This is a genomic window from Stenotrophomonas sp. SAU14A_NAIMI4_5 (assembly GCF_003086795.1).
Lineage (GTDB): Bacteria > Pseudomonadota > Gammaproteobacteria > Xanthomonadales > Xanthomonadaceae > Stenotrophomonas.
This window is the reverse complement of record NZ_CP026003.1, coordinates 3,910,496-3,929,258: the sequence shown is the minus strand read 5'-3', so window position 1 is coordinate 3,929,258 and position 18,763 is coordinate 3,910,496. Positions and strand designations below refer to the sequence as shown.

Here is an 18,763-nt window from a genome sequence, read left to right as displayed (position 1 = left end):
CGATGTCACCGTAGTCGCCTCAACATGAATCGAATCCGACGCGCGTTAAAATTTGGTTTCCATTGTTCAGCGGGCAGAGCGAAACCGCTGTTTTATAGGGGTTCATGCATATGCGATTGTTCATGCAGTTGGAGAAAACGTGAGCAGCGATGCGTTGTGCATCGGCCTGCCTGCGCGCGTGGAACGCGATTGCCGTGTGCTCGTGCTGGGCTCGATGCCCGGTGTCGCCTCGCTGCAGGAACAGCGGTACTACGCCCATCCGCGCAACCGTTTCTGGCCGTTGCTCGGTGATCTGTGCGGGTTCGATCCGGCGCTCGCCTACGAGGCGCGGCTGCGCGCGCTGGCCGATGCCGGTGTCGGCCTGTGGGATGTGATCGGCCAGTGCGAGCGGCGGGGCAGCCTGGATGCGGACATCGTGCGCGGTTCGGAAGTCCCCAATGCGCTGCCCGCACTGATCGCCGGCCTGCCGCGGTTGCGCCTGGTCGCCTGCAATGGCGGGGCGGCCTGGCAGGCACTGCAGCGCTGGGTTGTGCCGGATCTGGCGGCAACACCGGCGCTGCTCGCGCTGCCGTCCACCAGCCCGGCCAATGCCGCGTGGTCCCTGCAGCGCCTGCGCCAGGCTTGGCAGCCGCTGGCTGACGCGCTGGCGACATGAAGCGGACATCGTCGGGACAATACGCTACCCACTGGAAGTGCCCGCAGGCCTTTGGCAACAGCGTGTCCCGGCGGCGTGCGTACTGAAAACACCTGTAACGGTTGGCGCTGGCCCCCTCTGGCCGCACAATAGACGTTTCCCTACACCAGATTGCCGGAGTTATCCCCATGGCCGAAATCAAGGAAGCACTTGTCCCCGATATCGGTGACTACAGCGATATCCCGGTAATCGAGGTGCTTGTCGCCGTCGGCGACACGGTCAAGAAGGACCAGGGCCTGGTGACGCTGGAAAGCGACAAGGCCACGATGGAAGTGCCGTCCTCGGTCGCCGGTGTGGTCAAGGAAATCAAGGTCAAGGTCGGCGACAACCTCTCCGAGGGCAAGGTCGTGGCCCTGATCGAAGTGGCTGAAGGCGAGGCTGCCAAGCCGGCCGCTGCTGCCCCGGCCCCGGCCAAGGCCGCTGCCCCGGCCGCCGCCACCCAGAGCGCCCCGGCCCCGGCGGCGGCTGCCCCGGCCGCGCCGGCCGCCAGCGGCGGTGCCGTTGAAGCCCTGGTGCCGGACATCGGTGATTACACCGACATCCCGGTCATCGAAGTGCTGGTCGCCGTCGGCGACACGGTCAAGAAGGACCAGGGCCTGGTCACGCTGGAAAGCGACAAGGCCACCATGGAAGTGCCGTCCTCGGTCGCTGGCGTGGTCAAGGAACTGAAGGTCAAGGTCGGCGACAACCTGTCGCAGGGTGCCGTGGTTGCCATCATCGAGGCCGAAGGCGCTGCCGCGCCGGCCCCGACCAAGGCCGCCGCTGCCGCTGCCCCGGCCGCTGCCGAGACCGCCACCAAGGTCGAGCCGGTCGCCGTTCCGGCCCAGCCGGACAAGCTGGCCGCGCGCGAGATCGCCTCGGCCGGTACCCCGACCAGCCCGCCGGTGCAGTTCAACGCCGATGGCGTGCTGCCGGCCAAGGTGCCCTACGCCACCCCGGCCGTGCGCGTGTTCGCCCGCGAACTGGGCGTGGACCTGCTGCAGATCAGCGGCACCGAGAAGGGCGGCCGCATCACCAAGGGTGACGTGCAGAAGTTCGTCAAGGCCGCGCTCAGCGGTGGCGTGCCGGCCGCGGCCGGTGCAGCCGTCGCCGCCGGTGGTGGCCTCAACCTGCTGCCGTGGCCGAAGGTCGACTTCAGCAAGTTCGGCGAGACCGAAGTGCAGCCGCTGTCGCGCATCAAGAAGATTTCCGGTGCGAACCTGGCCCGCAACTGGGCGATGATCCCGCACGTCACCCAGTTCGAACAGGCCGACATCACCGACCTGGAAGGCCTGCGCGTGGCGCTGAACAAGGAAAACGCGGCACCTAATGGGAGCGGGGCCGGCATCAAGCTGACCATGCTCGCCTTCCTGATCAAGGCCAGCGCCGCGGCGCTGAAGAAGTTCCCGGAATTCAACGCTTCGCTCGATGCCAGCGGTGAAAACCTGACCCTGAAGAAGTACTTCCACATCGGCTTCGCCGCCGATACGCCGAACGGCCTGGTCGTGCCGGTCATCCGCGACGTGGACAAGAAGGGCGTGGTGCAGATCGCGCAGGAAACCACCGAACTGGCCAAGAAGGCCCGTGACGGCAAGCTCGGCCCGGCCGACATGAGCGGCGGCTGCTTCTCGATCAGCTCGCTGGGCGGCATCGGTGGCACCGCGTTCACCCCGATCGTCAATGCACCGGAAGTGGCCATCCTCGGCGTCTCCAAGTCGGCCATCCAGCCGGTCTGGAACGGCAAGGAATTCGCGCCGAAGCTGATGCTGCCGCTGTCGCTGAGCTACGACCACCGCGTCATCGATGGCGCCCTGGCCGCACGCTTCACCACGTACCTGTCGCAGGTACTGGCCGACATGCGCCGCGTGCTGCTGTAAGGCACCGCTTCGCCCCCACCGTGCGGCCGCTGCCCCCTGGCGCGGCCGCGTGAACAGATGCAGTGACAGCCCGCCGGCCACGCCGGCCGGGCACGAGGAAAACCACCATGGCCACGATTGAAGTCAAGGTTCCCGACATCGGCGATTACAGCGATGTGCCGGTGATCGAAGTGTTGGTCGCCGTCGGCGATACGGTGAAGAAGGATCAGGGTCTGGTGACCCTGGAATCGGACAAGGCCACCCTGGAAGTGCCGTCCTCGGCCGCCGGCGTGGTCAAGGAAATCAAGGTCAAGCTGGGTGACACCCTCTCCGAAGGCGCCGTGGTCGTGGTGCTGGACGCTGAAGGTGCCGCCGAAGCCCCGGCCAAGGCCGCTGCGCCGGCCCCGGCGGCCGCCGCCCCGGCCAGCAAGCCGCCGGTGACCCCGTCGCACCGCGCCCCGGCCGAGCCGGCGGCACCGAAGCCGGCGCTGTCCAGCGGCAAGCCGGCCGACATCGAATGCGAAATGGTCGTGCTGGGCTCGGGCCCGGGCGGCTACACCGCCGCCTTCCGCGCCGCCGACGTCGGCCTGGACACCGTGCTGGTCGAGCGTTACGCCAGCCTCGGCGGCGTCTGCCTCAACGTGGGCTGCATTCCGTCCAAGGCCCTGCTGCACGCCGCAGCGGTCATCGACGAAGTGGCCCATGCCGGTGATTTCGGCGTCGAGTTCGGCAAGCCGACCATCACCCTGGACAAGCTGCGCCAGTACAAGGAAAAGGTCGTCAACCAGCTGACCAAGGGCCTGGCCGGCATGGCCAAGCAGCGCAAGGTCCGCAGCGTGCAGGGCGTCGGCAGGTTTGTTTCGGCCAACGAACTGGAAATCACCGCGGCTGACGGCAGCACCCAGCTGCTGCGCTTCCAGAAGTGCATCATCGCCGCCGGTTCGCAGGCGGTGAAGCTGCCGAACTTCCCGTGGGACGACAAGCGCGTGATGGATTCCACCGACGCGCTGGAGCTGGCCGAAGTGCCGGGCTCGCTGCTGGTCGTCGGCGGCGGCATCATCGGCCTGGAAATGGCCACCGTGTATGGCGCGCTGGGCAGCAAGGTCACCGTGGTCGAGTTCATGGACCAGCTGATGCCGGGCGCCGACAAGGACCTGGTCAAGCCGCTGGCCGACCGCCTGAAGAAGCAGGGCATCGAAGTCCACCTGAAGACCAAGGCCTCGGGCGTCACCGCCGATGCCAAGGGCATCACCGTGACCTTCGAAGCCGCCGAGGAAGGCCAGACGCCGGCCCTGGCGCAGGGCACCTTCGACCGCGTGCTGGTGGCCGTGGGCCGCTCGCCGAACGGCAAGAAGATCGATGCCGAGAAGGCCGGTGTGCAGGTCACCGACCGCGGCTTCATCCCGGTCGACCGCCAGATGCGCACCAACGTGCCGCACATCTTCGCCATCGGTGACATCGTCGGTAACCCGATGCTGGCCCACAAGGCCACGCACGAAGGCAAGCTGGCCGCCGAAGTGGCTGCCGGCCACAAGAAGGAATGGGTCGCCCGCGTGATTCCGTCGGTGGCCTACACCAACCCGGAAATCGCCTGGGTTGGCGTCACCGAGACCGAAGCCAAGGCCAAGGGCCTGAAGGTCGGCGTGGCCAAGTTCCCGTGGGCCGCCAGCGGCCGCGCGATCGGCATCGGCCGTACCGAGGGCTTCACCAAGCTGATCTTCGACGAAGAGACCCACCGCATCATCGGTGGTGCCATCGTCGGCGTGCACGCCGGTGACCTGCTGGCCGAGATCGGCCTGGCCATCGAGATGGGTGCTGAAGCCGAAGACATCGGCCACACCATCCACGCCCACCCGACGCTGAGCGAATCGGTGGCGATGGCGTCAGAAATCTACGACGGCACGATCACCGATCTGTACATGCCGAAGAAGAAATAACGCGCCTGCGCGTTGCACACGAAAAACCCGGCGAAAGCCGGGTTTTTTGTTTGCGGGAACGTCCGGGGTAGAGTCGACTGTCAGTCGACTATCGCGCGCAGCGCGGGCCTGCATGGGTTCCGGCGAAGGGCAGTCGACTGACAGTCGACTCTACCGGCCGAGCGTGCGCAGCTCGGGTATCCCGGCGGTCCGGCAGAGGGGTAGAGTCGACTGTCAGTCGACTATCGCGCGCAGCGCCGGCTTTCAGCTGTCCCCGCGAAGTGCAGTCGACTGACAGTCGACTCTACCGCTCCCACGCGGCACAAAAAAACGCGGCGCCGGTTGCCCGGGCGCCGCGTTGGAGAGATCGGGTAACGTTCGATCAGAAGGTCATGCTGATGCCGGCCACCGGGCCCTTGAATTCCTGCTTCAGGCCGAGGACGCCGTCGCTGCCCTTCTGGTCCACGTCCAGCTTGAACCAGTCATAGCCGGCGAACACGCCGAAGGTCTCGGTGAAGCGGTATTCGACGATGGCGTTGGCGCGGCTCAGGTCGCCGTCGTAGTCGTCGAAGCTGCCCCACTTGGTGTTCAGGTACTGGCCCTGGATGTTGATCAGCCAGCGGTCGGCCGGGGTGAAGCTCAGGCGCGCGCCAACCACCGGGGCCACGCCGCTCTCGCTCTCATCCAGGAAGCGACCGTTGTAGACGTTGCCCAGGTCGGCAAAGCCCTTGGCGCTCACCTTGGCCCACTCGGCACCCAGCTGCAGGCCCAGGTCGAACTTCTCGGTGTCCACGACGGAGTAGTCGTACACCAGGCTGGCCACCTGGTACTTCAGTTCGGCCTTGACGAAGCTGCCTTCCGGCACGTTGATCTGGCCGAAGGCGATGCCGTCATCCAGGGTCTCGCGGCGGTCCTTGTCCCACTTGAAGTAGTCGAAGATCAGGCGCTGGCGGTCGCTGAAGCGGAACACGCCGTCAATGCGCGGCTCCCACTCCTTGCCGCCCATCTTGAAATCTTCGCTGACATTGACGTCCTGGCCGGCAACGGTGGTGTTGCCGCGGATGGTGTTGTCGTTCTCGATGTTCATGGCACCCACGCGCAGCGTGAAGCGCGGATCGCCCTCGGCAGCATGGGCGGCATTGGCGAACGAGGCGCCGGCGGCGAGCAGCGAGAGGGCGAGCAGGGTGGGTACGGAGCGCATCGCAGAGTCCTTGCAGTGGTTAATTCGGAATGAAGGCCACTGTGCCTAACGTGCGCGTCCACCCTACGTGAACGTATGGTCCACGTCGCGTGGACGGTTCAGCGCCGTCATGGCGCTGCAAAGAAGATGGCCCCGGAGCGGACTACGGGGCCATCCTGGGACCTGCGGGGCGAAGCGTCGACGAGGTTGCTGCAGGCAGGTCGAAAGGTAGGACCGGCGGCGCGCGGGAAAGTTCCGTGGCCTGCGACCAAAGTTGAATACGCTGCATCGCAACATGGCGCGGACGCTATTGTCCCCCTGAGGGCCGTAAAAATCCTGCCGATTCGGCAACTTGCGGCTCCGTGGATGAACAGGCAGCGGTTGTCTCACAAATTGTCCCATTGCTATAATTTGGCGGCTCGATGAGGCACGCACGCTGTAACGGCCTCCGCCCTTCACAAGAACCATGTGGGACATCCTGTGCTGAACTCCGTTGAAGCGGGTCGGCGACTGATGCTGCGCGCCGCGGTCTATCCGCTGGTCGCAGTGGCTGTCCTGGCCCTGGCATTCCTGCTGCTGGCGGGGCAGAAGGCCGCACTGGGTGCGCTGCTGTCCGGCGTGGCGGTCTCGGCCGGGGGCTGGGTGGCGGCACGGATGGCACTGAGCGGGGGGGCAGTCGCAGCAGGTTCGGCGATGGCGCGCCTGATCATTGCGGTCGTTGCGAAGTGGGCAGTCGTTTTCGGCGTCCTGCTGGCGGGTTTCCTGGTCTTCAAGCTGCCTGCATTGGCGCTGTTGGCCGGTATCGCCGTCGGTTTGATGTTCCAGGTCCTGGCTCTGGCCAGGCGTTGACAGAATTCAATTAACTAAGGTTCCGGACACATGGCGGGCGAGGCTCTAACCCCTACCAGCTACATCCAGCATCACCTGCAGAACCTGACCGCACCGGTCGGCAACGGCGAAGGGATGTTCTGGCACATCCACGTCGATACCTTCCTCACCGCCGTCCTGATGGGCCTGGTGATCGTGGTCGCGTTCTGGATGGGTACCCGCAAGGCCACCGCCGGCGTGCCGGGCAAGTGGCAGGCCTTCGTGGAAATCTGCCTGGAGTTCGTTGACCGCCAGGCCAAGGACACCTACCACGGCAAGAGCAAGCTGGTCACGCCGATCGCCATCACCATCTTCTTCTGGATTCTGCTGATGAATCTGCTGAAGATGATCCCGGCCGATTTCATCGCCAAGCCGCTGGAAATGGCTGGTGTCCACTACTGGAAGCCGGTGCCGACCGCTGACGTCAACGCCACCCTGGGCATGGCCTTCAGCGTGTTCTTCCTGATGCTGTTCTTCGCGCTGAAGTCGAAAGGCCTGCTGGGCTTCATCAAGGAATTCCTGACGGCGCCGTTCGGCAAGTGGATGATGCCGTTCAACCTGATCCTCAACATCGTCGAGTGGCTGAGCAAGCCGATCTCGCTGGCGATGCGACTGTTCGGCAACATGTTCGGCGGCGAAATCGTGTTCCTGCTGATCTGGGTGCTGGGTGGTGCCGGTTTCTTCGGTGCCATTGCCGGTGGTGCATTCGGTCTGGGCTGGATGCTGTTCCACCTGCTGGTGATCCCGCTGCAGGCCTTCATCTTCATGATGCTGTCGATCGTGTACCTGAGCCTGTCGGAAGACGCTCACTAAAGTTCCAAGCTTCAACCAGTTTCACCTTCATCCGTTTCATCACCCTTAGCAACTTAGTTCCTGGAGATAACCATGTACTTCGCCGTCCTGACCAACTTCGCGCAGATTCAGAGCTCCACCGCCCTTGCCGTCGGCATCATGATCGGCCTGGCCGCGCTGGGCGCTGGCCTGGGTCTGGCCATCATGGCTGGTAAGTTCCTGGAGTCGGCCGCCCGCCAGCCGGAACTGATCCCGGTCCTGCAGGTCCGCATGTTCATCACCGCCGGCCTGATCGACGCCGCGTTCATCATCTCGGTCGCCGTCGGCCTGCTGCTGGCCTTCGCCAACCCGCTGTCGGCTGCCTTCGCTGGCGCCGTCACCAAGGCTCTGGCCGGCTGATACAGCGGTTTGAGACGACCGGGTGCTGATGCACCCGGTTTCGGATGAAGGCCGGATGCGCCGCTTCGGCGGCGCGTCCACCCCGAAACCAGCGATCGAGCTAACCATGAATATCAATTTCACCCTTCTTGCGCAGGCGCTCGCCTTCGCTGGTCTGATCTGGATCATCGCGACCAAGATCTGGCCGCCGCTGATGAACGCGATCGAAGAGCGCCAGCAGAAGATCGCTGAAGGCCTCGCTGCTGCCGACCGCAGCCAGAAAGATCTGGCCCAGGCGCAGGAGAAGGTCAACGAAGCGCTGAAAGAAGCACGCACCAAGGCCAACGAGATCATCGACCAGGCCCACGCGCGCGCCAACCAGATCGTTGATGCTGCCCGTAACGAAGCGATCACCGAAGCCACCCGTCAGAAGGAACTGGCCCAGGCTGAGATCGACGCCGCCGCCAACCGTGCCCGTGAAGATCTGCGCAAGCAGGTGTCCGCGCTGGCCGTGACCGGTGCCGAAAAGCTGCTCAAGCGCGAAATCGACGCCAACGCCCACAAGGCGCTGCTCGACGAGCTGGCCTCGGAGATCTAAGGATGAGCCAGGCCCTCACGCTTGCCCGCCCGTACGCCCGCGCCGCCTTCGCGACCGCGCGTGACGAAGGCACGTTCGCGCCGTGGTCGGACGCCCTGGCGTTCTCCGCCCACGTCGCCGCCGACCCGCGCGTGGCGGCCCTGCTCGCCAACCCGGAGCTGGGTCGCGACGAAGCCGTCGCACTGCTGGCACCGGAAACCCACGGTGAGACCTACTCGCGTTTCCTCGCCGTGCTGGCCGAATCGCATCGTCTGCCGCTGCTGCCGGAAATCGCTGGCATGTTCGACGCCCTGCGCGCCGAAGCCGAGCACGTGGTCAAGGCCACGGTGACCTCGGCGGCCGAACTGTCGGCCGGTGAGCTGGACGCGATCAAGGTCGCGCTGCGCAAGCGCTTCAACCGCGAGGTCGACGTGACCACCGCGGTCGATGCCTCGCTGATCGGCGGTGCCGTCATCGACGCCGGCGACGTGGTCATCGATGGTTCGCTGAAGGGCAAGCTGGCCCGTCTGCAGACCGCGCTCGCTAACTGAATTCATTTAACGTCCGGCCCCGCTGCCGGCACTAGGACTTGACGATGGCAACCACGCTCAACCCCTCCGAAATCAGCGAACTGATCAAGAACCGCATCGAGAAGGTCAAGCTGGCCGCGGAATCGCGCAACGAAGGCACCGTGACCAGCGTGTCCGACGGCATCGTGCGCATCTTCGGTCTGGCCGACGTGATGCAGGGCGAAATGATCGAACTGCCGAACAACACCTTCGCCCTGGCCCTGAACCTGGAGCGCGACTCGGTCGGCGCCGTGGTCCTGGGTGACTACGAGCACCTGCGCGAAGGCGACGTCGCCAAGACCACCGGCCGCATCCTGGAAGTGCCGGTCGGTCCGGAACTGCTGGGCCGCGTCGTGAACGCGCTGGGCGAGCCGATCGACGGCAAGGGCCCGCTGGGCACCGACCTGACCGCTCCGGTGGAGCGCGTTGCTCCGGGCGTGATCTGGCGCAAGTCGGTCGACCAGCCGGTGCAGACCGGTTACAAGTCGGTCGACTCGATGATCCCGATCGGCCGTGGCCAGCGCGAGCTGATCATCGGCGACCGCCAGACCGGCAAGACCGCGATGGCCATCGATGCGGTGATCAACCAGAAGGGCACCGGCATCAAGTGCGTGTACGTTGCGATCGGCCAGAAGGCTTCGACCATCGCCAACATCGTGCGCAAGCTGGAAGAGAACGGCGCCCTGGCGCACACCGTCGTGGTTGCCGCCACCGCTTCCGAATCGGCTGCCATGCAGTACATCAGCGCCTACTCGGGCTGCACCATGGGTGAGTACTTCATGGACCGCGGCGAAGACGCGCTGATCGTGTACGACGATCTGTCCAAGCAGGCCGTGGCCTACCGCCAGATCTCGCTGCTGCTGAAGCGCCCGCCGGGCCGTGAAGCCTATCCGGGTGACGTGTTCTACCTGCACTCCCGTCTGCTCGAGCGCGCTGCCCGCGTGTCCGAGGAATACGTCGAGAAGTTCACCGAAGGCAAGGTCACCGGCAAGACCGGTTCGCTGACCGCGCTGCCGATCATCGAAACCCAGGCTGGCGACGTGTCCGCCTTCGTTCCGACCAACGTGATCTCGATCACCGACGGCCAGATCTTCCTGGAAACCGACCTGTTCAACGCCGGCATCCGCCCGGCCGTGAACGCCGGTATCTCGGTGTCGCGCGTCGGTGGCTCGGCCCAGACCAAGATCATCAAGAAGCTGTCGGGCGGCATCCGCATCTCGCTGGCCCAGTACCGTGAGCTGGCTGCGTTCGCGCAGTTCGCCTCGGACCTGGACGAAGCGACCCGCAAGCAGCTGGAGCGTGGCCAGCGCGTCACCGAGCTGATGAAGCAGAAGCAGTACGCGCCGATGTCGATCGCCAACCAGGCGCTGTCGATCTACGCCGTCAACGAGGGTTACCTCGACGACGTGCCGGTCAACAAGCTGCTGGCCTTCGAAGAAGGCCTGCACGCCCACTTCGCCAACACCCAGGGCGAGCTGGTCGGCAAGGTCAACGCCACCGGCGGTTGGGACAACGACATCGAAGGTGCCTTCAAGAAGGGCATCGCCGAGTTCAAGACCACCGGCAGCTGGTAATCCAGCGCTCGTAGAGCGGGGCTCGCCCCGCTCAAACGGTTGAACAACGCGGGGCAACAGCCCCGCGCCACGGGAAACAAGAGATGGCAAGCGGACGCGAAATCAAAACCAAGATCAAGAGCGTGCAGAACACCCGCAAGGTGACGCGCGCCCTGGAAATGGTCTCGGCCTCCAAGATCCGCAAGGCGCAGGATCGGATGAAGACCTCGCGTCCGTACGCGCAGGCGATGAAGCAGGTGATCGGCCACCTGGCCCAGGCCAGCACCGATTACCAGCATCCGTTCCTGGTCGAGCGCGAGCAGGTCAAGCGGGTCGGGTTCATCGTGATCTCCTCCGATCGCGGTCTGGCCGGCGGCCTCAACAACAACCTGTTCCGCAAGATGCTGGGCGAAGCCAAGGCATGGCAGGACAAGGGTGCTGAAGTGGACCTGGTGACCATCGGCCAGAAGGCATCGACCTTCTTCCGCCGCGTGAAGGTCAACATGGTCGGCAGCGTGACCCACATCGGCGACGTGCCGAAGCTGGAATCGCTGATCGGTGTGATCAAGGTCATGCTCGACGCCTTCACCGAAGGCAAGATCGACCGCGTGTACCTGGTCTACAACCGCTTCGTGAACACCATGACGCAGAAGGCCAGCTTCGATCAGCTGCTGCCGCTGCCGCCGGCTGAGAAGCAGGTCGCTCACCACGACTGGGACTACCTGTACGAACCCGATGCCGCGACCGTGCTCGAGCACGTGATGACGCGTTACATCGAGTCGCTGGTGTACCAGGCACTGCTGGAAAACGTCGCCTCCGAACATGCCGCACGCATGGTCGCGATGAAGGCGGCGAGCGACAACGCCAACAAGCTGATCGGTACCCTCCAGCTCGTCTACAACAAGGCGCGCCAGGCAGCGATCACCCAGGAAATCTCCGAAATCGTCGGCGGCGCGGCAGCAGTCTGACCGCGTTCGTTCAAAGCACACATTTAGAGGATGCAGCAATGAGTCAGGGCAAGATCGTTCAGATCATCGGCGCGGTCGTCGACGTCGAATTCCCGCGTGAGTCGGTGCCGAAGGTGTATGACGCACTGAAGGTGGAAAACACCGAAATCACCCTCGAAGTCCAGCAGCAGCTGGGCGACGGCGTGGTGCGTACCATCGCCCTCGGTTCCACCGACGGCCTGAAGCGCAACCTGGTGGCCGTCAACACCGACCGCGGCATCTCCGTGCCGGTCGGCGCTGGCACCCTGGGCCGCATCATGGACGTGCTGGGCCGTCCGATCGACGAAGCCGGCCCGGTGGCCGCCAGCGACAGCTGGGAAATCCACCGTGCGGCCCCGTCGTACGAAGACCAGTCCCCGGCCACCGAACTGCTGGAAACCGGCATCAAGGTCATCGACCTGATGTGCCCGTTCGCCAAGGGCGGCAAGGTCGGCCTGTTCGGCGGCGCCGGCGTCGGCAAGACCGTCAACATGATGGAACTGATCAACAACATCGCCAAGGCGCACAGCGGTCTGTCCGTGTTCGCCGGCGTGGGTGAGCGTACCCGTGAGGGCAACGACTTCTACCACGAAATGAAGGACTCCAACGTCCTCGACAAGGTGGCGATGGTGTACGGCCAGATGAACGAGCCGCCGGGCAACCGTCTGCGCGTCGCACTGACCGGCCTGACCATGGCCGAGTACTTCCGCGATGAGAAGGACGAAAACGGCAAGGGCAAGGACGTCCTGCTGTTCGTCGACAACATCTACCGCTACACCCTGGCCGGTACCGAAGTCTCGGCACTGCTGGGTCGTATGCCGTCCGCCGTGGGTTACCAGCCGACCCTGGCCGAGGAAATGGGCGTCCTGCAGGAGCGCATCACCTCGACCAAGAACGGTTCGATCACCTCGATCCAGGCCGTCTACGTTCCCGCGGATGACTTGACCGATCCGTCGCCGGCGACCACCTTCGCCCACCTGGACTCGACCGTCACCCTGTCGCGTTCGATCGCCTCGCTGGGTATCTACCCGGCCGTCGATCCGCTGGACTCCACCAGCCGCCAGATGGACCCGCTGGTCATTGGCCACGAGCACTACGACACCGCCCAGCGCGTCCAGCAGACCCTGCAGAAGTACAAGGAACTGAAGGACATCATCGCCATCCTGGGCATGGACGAACTGTCCGAAGAAGACAAGCAGGCCGTGTCGCGCGCCCGCAAGATCGAGCGCTTCTTCAGCCAGCCGTTCCACGTGGCCGAAGTGTTCACCGGCTCGCCGGGCAAGTACGTGTCGCTGAAGGACACCATCCGTGGCTTCAAGGCCATCGTCGATGGCGAGTACGACCACCTGCCGGAGCAGGCGTTCTACATGGTCGGCAGCATCGAAGAAGCGGTCGAGAAGGCCAAGAAGATGGCTGAGAAGGCCTGATCATGAGCACCATCCGTTGCGACATCGTCAGCGCCGAGCAGGAAATCTTCCGTGGTGAAGCGACTCTGGTCGTGGCTACGGGTGAGCTCGGCGAACTGGGCATCGCGCCCAAGCACGCACCGCTGATCACCCGTCTGAAGCCGGGCAAGGTCGTGGTGACCACGCCGAACGGCGAGCAGCTGGATTTCGCCATTTCCGGCGGCATCCTGGAAGTGCAGCCGCAGGTGGTGACCGTGCTGGCCGACACCGCGATCCGCGCGCAGGACATCGACGAAGCCTCGGTCCGCAAGGCCAAGGAAGAAGCCGAGCGCATCCTGGCCAACCGCGGTGAAGCCATGGAAGTGGCCGAAGCCCAGCAGAAGCTGGCTGAGGCCGTGGTGCAGCTGCAGGCGCTGGAGCGCCTGCGCAAGACCCTCAAGCACTGAGGTTCGCGCCACACCCGCAGAAACGCCGGCCTCGTGCCGGCGTTTTTGTTTGTGCCGTCAGCGTTGGTAGAGTCGACCGTTGGTCGACTATCGCGCGCAGCGCGGGTTTCAAGCGGCCCCGCGAAAGAGCAGTCGACCAACGGTCGACTCTACCGGGTAGGTTTTCCCCCAGCCCCGACGGATAGAGTCAGCCGTCAGCGGTAGACCACGTAGCGCATCAGCAGGAACGACACCGCGGCCAGCGCTGCTTCCACCAGTGGCTTCGCCAGCCAGGCGTATTGCAGGCCCAGCGCATGGTGGGCGGCGGACACCAGCAGCGTGCTGGCCACGGTCAGCAGCAGCCACAGCGGCAGGAAGCGGGCGAAGCGCCGCCAGCCCAGGCGCTGCCGGCCCTGCGCATCGGCGAAGGTGATCCGCCCGTTCAACCAGAAGCCCAGCAGCATGCCGGCCACGCGCCCGGCGATGTTGCCCGGGGCCACCGGCACGCCCGCCGCCGTGAGGGCGACAAACACCAGCCAGTCCAGCACCAGCTGCAGCAGGCCGATGACGATGTAGGCGCTTCCCTGGCGGAGCAGGCTCATGGCGGCAATCGAGGCAGGCAGGCCGCCATGTTAACGGCCGACGCTCTAGAATCACCGGCAACGAACCACGGACCGCTGCCCCATGACTCAAGCCCTGCACGTCATCATCCTCGCCGCCGGCGCTGGCAAGCGCATGAAATCCGTGTTGCCGAAGGTGCTGCAGCCGATTGCCGGCCAGCCGATGCTGGCCCATGTGATCGCCGCGGCACGCGAACTGCAGCCCGCCGCCATCCATGTGGTGTACGGCCATGGCGGTGAAGCCGTGCGGCAGCGCTTTGCCGACCAGGCCGACCTGTTGTGGGCCGAACAGGCGCAGCAGCTGGGTACCGGCCATGCGGTGGCGCAGGCGATGCCGGAAGTGCCGGATGCGGCGCAGGTGCTGGTGCTGTACGGCGACGTGCCGCTGATCCGCGCGGACACCCTGCGCCACCTGCTGGCGCAGCCGGGTCGCCTTGCGGTGCTGGTGGCCGAGGTCGACGACCCGACCGGCTACGGCCGCGTGCTGCGCGATGCCGAAGGCCGGGTCGGCTCGATCGTCGAGCAGAAGGACGCCAACGAAGATCAGCTGCGGGTGCGCACCATCAATACCGGCATCATTGCCGCCGAATCGACCGCGCTGCGCCGCTGGCTGTCGCAGCTCTCCAACAGCAACGCGCAGGGCGAGTACTACTTGACCGATGTGTTTGCCTTCGCCGCGCACGAGTACACCCCGGCGGAGATGGCGCTGGTGTCCGACGCGCAGGAAGCCGAAGGCGCGAATGATCCCTGGCAGCTGTCGCAGCTGGAGCGTGCATGGCAGCGCCGCGCGGTGCGTGCCCTGTGTACGCAGGGCGCGCGCGTGCTCGATCCGGCGCGACTGGATATCCGCGGCGAGGTCACGGTCGGCAGCGACGTGCTGATCGATGTCGATGTGATCCTGGAAGGCAGGGTGGAGCTGGCCGACGGCGTGACCGTGGGGCCGTTCACCCGCTTGAAGGATGTGCGCCTGGGGCCGGGTACCGAAGTGCGCGCGCACTGTGACCTGGAAGGCGTGGTGTCCGAAGGTGCCGCGCAGATCGGCCCGTTCGCGCGCCTGCGCCCGGGCACCGTGCTGGCCGACGGCGTGCACGTGGGCAACTTCGTGGAAACCAAGAAGGTCACCCTGGGCGTGGGCAGCAAGGCCAACCACCTGACCTACCTGGGCGATGCAGTGATCGGCAGCAAGGTCAACATCGGCGCCGGCACCATCACCTGCAACTACGACGGGGTGAACAAGTCGACCACGACCATCGGCGACAAGGCCTTCATCGGTTCCAACAGTGCGCTGGTGGCACCGGTGACGATCGGCGAAGGCGCGACCATCGCGGCGGGCTCGGTCATCACCCGTGATGCGCCGGACGGCAAGCTGACCCTGGCCCGTGCGCGGCAGGAAACGATCGACGGTTGGAAGCGGCCGGTGAAGAAGGGCTGAGGCACCGCTGTTGGTAGCGGCCGACCTTGGTCGGCCTATCCACGCATGGCGTGGATCTACTGCCGCCGGGCATGGCCCGGCGCTATCCGGAACCGCATCCACGCATGGCGTGGATCTACTGCCGCCGGGCATGGCCCGGCGCTATCCGGAACCGCATCCACGCATGGCGTGGATCTACTGCCGCCGGGCATGGCCCGGCGCTACCCGGAACCGCATCCACGCATGGCGTGGATCTACCGGGTGTTGGCGGCGTTGTAGTAGATCCACGCCATGCGTGGATGCCGCCAACCGGTCAACTCACCGGCAGCAGGATCGACACGCACAAGCCGCCATCACCGCGGTTCTGCAGGGAAACCCTGCCGCCGTGTGCCTCGACGATCTCGCGGGTCAGTGCCAGGCCCAGGCCGGTGCCGTTGCGCTTGGTTGAGTAGAACGGCATCAGCGCGTTCTGCAGCACCTGCTCGTTCATGCCCTTGCCGCGGTCCAGCACGTCCAGGCGCAGCCACTGCGGCAACCGCGTCAACTGCACCTGCACGTCGTCGTTGGGCGGCTCCGCTTCGGCGCAGGCCTCGTGCGAGTTCTTCAGCAGGTTCAACAGCGCCTGGCCGAACTGGGCGATGTCGATGCGGCTGCTCAGCGTCTCGTCCGGCTCGCGGTCCATGCCGAAGGGAATCTGCTGGCGCAGGCTGGACAGGAACGGCGCCCAGTGCACGGTCTGCAGCTGCGGCTGCGGCAGTTTGGCGAAGCGCGCATAGCCGCGGATGAAGCCCTCCAGATGGCGTGCGCGGTCTTCGATCGTGCTGAAGATTTCCGGCAGGCGATCGAAGCGCTCGCGCTTGACCAGTTCGCCGCCGGAATGTGCCAGCGAGGCGATCGGTGCCAGCGAATTGTTCAGTTCGTGGCTGATCACCCGGATCACCTTCTTCCAGGTCTGCACTTCCTGGCGGCGCAGTTCGGCGGTCAGCTGGCGCACCAGCAGCAGATCGTGCGGGCGGCCGTTCAGATGGAACGCGCGCCGCGAAAGATGGTAGACCTGCTCGTCGTCCTCATCGGGCTCGACGCCCTCCTCGACTTCCGCGCGCACCGCGAACAGGCTGTCACCACCGCGTGCGATGGCATCGCGCAGTTCCACCGGCAGCTGTTCAAGCACCTCTTCCATGCGCTGGCCTTCCAGCTTCCAGCCACCGTGCAGCAGCTTGCGTGCAGCCAGGTTGGAAAACACCACGCGGGAAATGCCATCGCCACCGGCCGCGATCAGCAGCATCGCCACCGGCGTGTTCTGCACCATGGTGTCCAGCAGCAGTTCGCGCTGCACCAGGCCCTGGCGCTGCTCGCGCAGCACGTCGCCCAGTTCGCGGTGTGCGTCCACCAGGTCGCCCAGTTCGTCGTTGCCCGGCCAGTACACGCCGAAGTTGAACTCACCATCGCGATAGCTGCTGGTGGTGCCGGCCAGTGCGCGCATCAGCGAGCGCACCGGTGCGGTGGCGCGGCGCAGCGACCACCACATCAGCGACAGCAGCACGACCGAGGAGATCCCCGTCACCCACCAGCCGTGGTTCATCCAGTAGGCCAGCAGCCACGGCAGCGCGGCGGCCAGCGCCAGCACCGGCAGCAGGCGCAGGAACAGGAGGAAAGTGAAGGAGCGCCGTTTCATTCGCGCGGAATGCCGTGGCGGTCCATGCGCCGGTACAGCGCCTGGCGGCTCAGGCCGAGCTCGGCCGCGGCCTGGGCGATGACGCCGTGGTTGCGGGCCAGCACGTCCTCGATGCGTGCACGGTCGGGATCATTGCCGGCGCTCGGCGTCGGGCGCGGCGCGGCCGCTGCACGCGGCAGGTTGAGGTCGGCCACCTCGATGCGGTTGCCGCTGGCCAGCAGTTCGGCACGCTGGATCACGTTGCGCAGCTCGCGCACGTTGCCCGGCCACGGGTGTCGCTGCAGTGCGGCGGCAGCAGCGGTGGACAGCGGCTTGCCGGCGCTGAGGAAACGTTCGGCCAACGGCACGATGTCGCCCGGTCGCTCCGCCAGCGGCGGCAGCACCAGTTCCACCGTGTTGAGTCGGTAATAGAGGTCTTCGCGGAAGCTGCCGTCGCGGATCATCGCCGGCAGGTCGGCGTTGGTCGCGCTGACCACGCGGACCTTCACCTGGCGCTCGCGGTTGGAGCCCAGGCGCTCGAAGCGGCCGGTTTCCAGCACGCGCAGCAGCTTCATCTGCCCACCCAGCGACAGGTTGCCGATCTCGTCCAGGAACAGCGTGCCGCCGTCGGCGGCTTCGAACTTGCCCTCGCGCGCCTTGTTGGCGCCTGTGTAGGCACCGGCTTCAGCGCCGAACAGTTCGGCCTCGATCAGCTCGGAGGGCAGGGCACCGCAGTTGACCGCCACGAACGGGCCCTTGGCCACCAGTGAATTGGCCTGGATGATCTGCGCGATCTTTTCCTTGCCGGCGCCATTGGGGCCGGTGATCAGCACCGGCAGTTCCGAACGCGCGACCTGGCAGGCCAGGGCGATGACACGTTCGCTGGCGGGATCGGCGAACACCGCGCCGCACAGCTCGTATTTCTCTTCCAGCGCATTGCGCTGGCGTTCCTCGCGGGCGCGGCGCTGGTCCAGCTCGCGACGCGCTTCGGACAGTTCCAGCAGGTTGTTGACCGTGGTCAGCAGCTTGCGGTCATCCCACGGCTTGGCCAGGTAATCGGCGGCACCGGCCTTGACCAGGTCCACCGCGCTGCTCAGGTGCGTCCAGGCGGTGAGCAGGATGACCGGCAGGTCGGGACGGCGCGCGCGGATCTGCGCGAACAGGGCCTCGCCTTCTTCGCCCGAGGTGGTGTCCTCGGTGAAGTTCATGTCCTGGATGACCAGGTCGACGGCGTGTGCTTCCAGCATCGCCAGGCCGTCGGCCGGGCTCTGCGCCTGCAGGGTGTCGATGTCATGCAGGGAAAACAGCACGTCCAGCGCGGTACCCACGCTGGCGTTGTCGTCGATGATCAGGATCGCGGGCATGGTTTGAATATAGGTAGCGCCGGGCCATGCCCGGCGGAATCAGGTGCAGCGTGGTTGGCAGAGCCGCCGGGCATGGCCCGGCGCTACCGTGACCTCGCCAATATAGCCAAACCCGTGGCCCCGCAGGGGCCGGGGCACGTCAGCGCGGCGGCGGCGGCGGGGGAGGTGGTGGCGCCGGCGGTGGCACCAGCACGGTCTTCCAGGTGGCTACGGCCACCGGCGCGCTCAAGGTCTTGCCGTTGCGCCGCAGCAGCAGGAAGACCTGCGCCTTGCCCGCTGCGTCGGCCTGGCGCAGCGCAGCGGCAAGCTGGTCGATCTGGCGTACCGGCGTGTCGTCCACGCGCACGATGCGGTCGCCCCGGCGCACGCCGAAGCGCGCCTCGGGGCTGGCCGCCTCGACCTGCACCTGGCCTTCGGTGGAGCGCAGTGCCAGCCGCGCGCCCTCCTGCTGCCAGTTCATCGTCTGCACCGTGCTGCTGCCGGCCAGTACCGGCAGCGGCAGGGCCAGGGCGATTGCCAGGGCCAGGGCGCGCATC

Annotated in this window: 18 protein-coding genes; 13 read left to right on the top strand and 5 right to left on the bottom strand. The window is 65.9% G+C overall.

Annotation, left to right across the window (positions count from 1 at the left end; all coding sequences use genetic code 11):
- Nucleotides 1-139: 139 nt before the first annotated feature.
- The 3 genes from C1925_RS18035 (at nucleotide 140) to lpdA (ending at nucleotide 4,466) form a co-directional block, all read left to right on the top strand.
- A complete protein-coding gene (locus tag C1925_RS18035; RefSeq protein ID WP_108770093.1) occupies nucleotides 140-655 on the top strand; it encodes a DNA-deoxyinosine glycosylase in 516 nt (171 codons plus the stop codon).
- A 167-nt stretch (nucleotides 656-822) separates the two neighbouring features.
- A complete protein-coding gene (gene aceF, locus C1925_RS18030; protein WP_108770092.1) occupies nucleotides 823-2,550 on the top strand; it encodes a dihydrolipoyllysine-residue acetyltransferase in 1,728 nt (575 codons plus the stop codon).
- Between the two features lie 107 nt (nucleotides 2,551-2,657).
- Nucleotides 2,658-4,466: a dihydrolipoyl dehydrogenase gene (lpdA, locus tag C1925_RS18025; RefSeq protein WP_108770091.1), complete on the top strand. Its 1,809-nt coding sequence runs from the start codon at nucleotides 2,658-2,660 to the stop codon at nucleotides 4,464-4,466.
- A 361-nt stretch (nucleotides 4,467-4,827) separates the two neighbouring features.
- On the opposite strand, the gene C1925_RS18020 is transcribed toward lpdA, so the two are convergent.
- Complete coding sequence (locus tag C1925_RS18020) at nucleotides 4,828-5,646, bottom strand: hypothetical protein (RefSeq protein ID WP_108770090.1); 819 nt, start codon at nucleotides 5,644-5,646, stop codon at nucleotides 4,828-4,830.
- Nucleotides 5,647-6,138: 492 nt separating this feature from the next.
- Here C1925_RS18020 and C1925_RS18015 point away from each other — a divergent pair, with 492 nt between their 5' ends.
- The 9 genes from C1925_RS18015 (at nucleotide 6,139) to C1925_RS17975 (ending at nucleotide 13,199) form a co-directional block, all read left to right on the top strand.
- Entirely contained in the window at nucleotides 6,139-6,474 is a 336-nt protein-coding gene (locus tag C1925_RS18015; RefSeq protein ID WP_079223564.1) for a hypothetical protein, read from the top strand.
- A 30-nt stretch (nucleotides 6,475-6,504) separates the two neighbouring features.
- A complete protein-coding gene (gene atpB, locus C1925_RS18010) occupies nucleotides 6,505-7,305 on the top strand; it encodes a F0F1 ATP synthase subunit A (protein WP_079223562.1) in 801 nt (266 codons plus the stop codon).
- A 72-nt stretch (nucleotides 7,306-7,377) separates the two neighbouring features.
- Complete coding sequence (gene atpE / locus C1925_RS18005) at nucleotides 7,378-7,683, top strand: F0F1 ATP synthase subunit C (protein WP_005411133.1); 306 nt, start codon at nucleotides 7,378-7,380, stop codon at nucleotides 7,681-7,683.
- A gap of 106 nt (nucleotides 7,684-7,789) precedes the next feature.
- A complete protein-coding gene (locus C1925_RS18000) occupies nucleotides 7,790-8,260 on the top strand; it encodes a F0F1 ATP synthase subunit B (RefSeq protein ID WP_005419512.1) in 471 nt (156 codons plus the stop codon).
- Between the two features lie 2 nt (nucleotides 8,261-8,262).
- Nucleotides 8,263-8,790 (top strand): F0F1 ATP synthase subunit delta, encoded by a 528-nt coding sequence (locus C1925_RS17995; protein WP_079223560.1) that lies wholly within the window; start codon nucleotides 8,263-8,265, stop codon nucleotides 8,788-8,790.
- 44 nt (nucleotides 8,791-8,834) lie between these two features.
- Entirely contained in the window at nucleotides 8,835-10,382 is a 1,548-nt protein-coding gene (gene atpA / locus C1925_RS17990) for a F0F1 ATP synthase subunit alpha (RefSeq protein WP_108747433.1), read from the top strand.
- An 83-nt stretch (nucleotides 10,383-10,465) separates the two neighbouring features.
- The gene (gene atpG / locus C1925_RS17985) at nucleotides 10,466-11,329 is read left to right on the top strand and encodes a F0F1 ATP synthase subunit gamma (RefSeq protein ID WP_108770089.1); all 864 of its coding nucleotides are present in this window, start codon (nucleotides 10,466-10,468) and stop codon (nucleotides 11,327-11,329) included.
- Between the two features lie 38 nt (nucleotides 11,330-11,367).
- A complete protein-coding gene (atpD, locus tag C1925_RS17980; protein WP_079223556.1) occupies nucleotides 11,368-12,774 on the top strand; it encodes a F0F1 ATP synthase subunit beta in 1,407 nt (468 codons plus the stop codon).
- 2 nt (nucleotides 12,775-12,776) lie between these two features.
- Nucleotides 12,777-13,199, top strand: coding sequence for a F0F1 ATP synthase subunit epsilon (locus C1925_RS17975; RefSeq protein WP_005411127.1), 423 nt, complete (start codon nucleotides 12,777-12,779; stop codon nucleotides 13,197-13,199).
- Between the two features lie 194 nt (nucleotides 13,200-13,393).
- Here C1925_RS17975 and C1925_RS17970 read toward each other — a convergent pair whose 3' ends face one another.
- Complete coding sequence (locus C1925_RS17970) at nucleotides 13,394-13,780, bottom strand: GtrA family protein (protein WP_108770088.1); 387 nt, start codon at nucleotides 13,778-13,780, stop codon at nucleotides 13,394-13,396.
- 82 nt (nucleotides 13,781-13,862) lie between these two features.
- On the opposite strand from C1925_RS17970, the gene glmU reads away from it, so the two are divergent.
- Nucleotides 13,863-15,230 carry a bifunctional UDP-N-acetylglucosamine diphosphorylase/glucosamine-1-phosphate N-acetyltransferase GlmU gene (glmU, locus tag C1925_RS17965; protein ID WP_108770087.1) on the top strand — a complete coding sequence of 456 codons (1,368 nt, stop codon included), beginning with the start codon at nucleotides 13,863-13,865 and terminating at the stop codon, nucleotides 15,228-15,230.
- 292 nt (nucleotides 15,231-15,522) lie between these two features.
- Here the strand turns inward: glmU and C1925_RS17960 are convergent, their stop codons facing one another.
- From C1925_RS17960 to C1925_RS17950, 3 genes are all read right to left on the bottom strand, one after another.
- On the bottom strand, nucleotides 15,523-16,884 hold the full coding sequence (locus tag C1925_RS17960) for an ATP-binding protein (RefSeq protein ID WP_108770086.1): 1,362 nt from the start codon (nucleotides 16,882-16,884) through the stop codon (nucleotides 15,523-15,525).
- Nucleotides 16,881-18,227, bottom strand: a complete 1,347-nt coding sequence (locus tag C1925_RS17955; protein ID WP_108770085.1) for a sigma-54 dependent transcriptional regulator — start codon at nucleotides 18,225-18,227, stop codon at nucleotides 16,881-16,883. The genes C1925_RS17960 and C1925_RS17955 overlap by 4 nt, the downstream gene beginning before the upstream one ends.
- 139 nt (nucleotides 18,228-18,366) lie before the next feature.
- Nucleotides 18,367-18,762, bottom strand: coding sequence for a PDZ domain-containing protein (locus tag C1925_RS17950; protein ID WP_108770084.1), 396 nt, complete (start codon nucleotides 18,760-18,762; stop codon nucleotides 18,367-18,369).
- Between the last annotated feature and the right edge of the window lies 1 nt (nucleotide 18,763).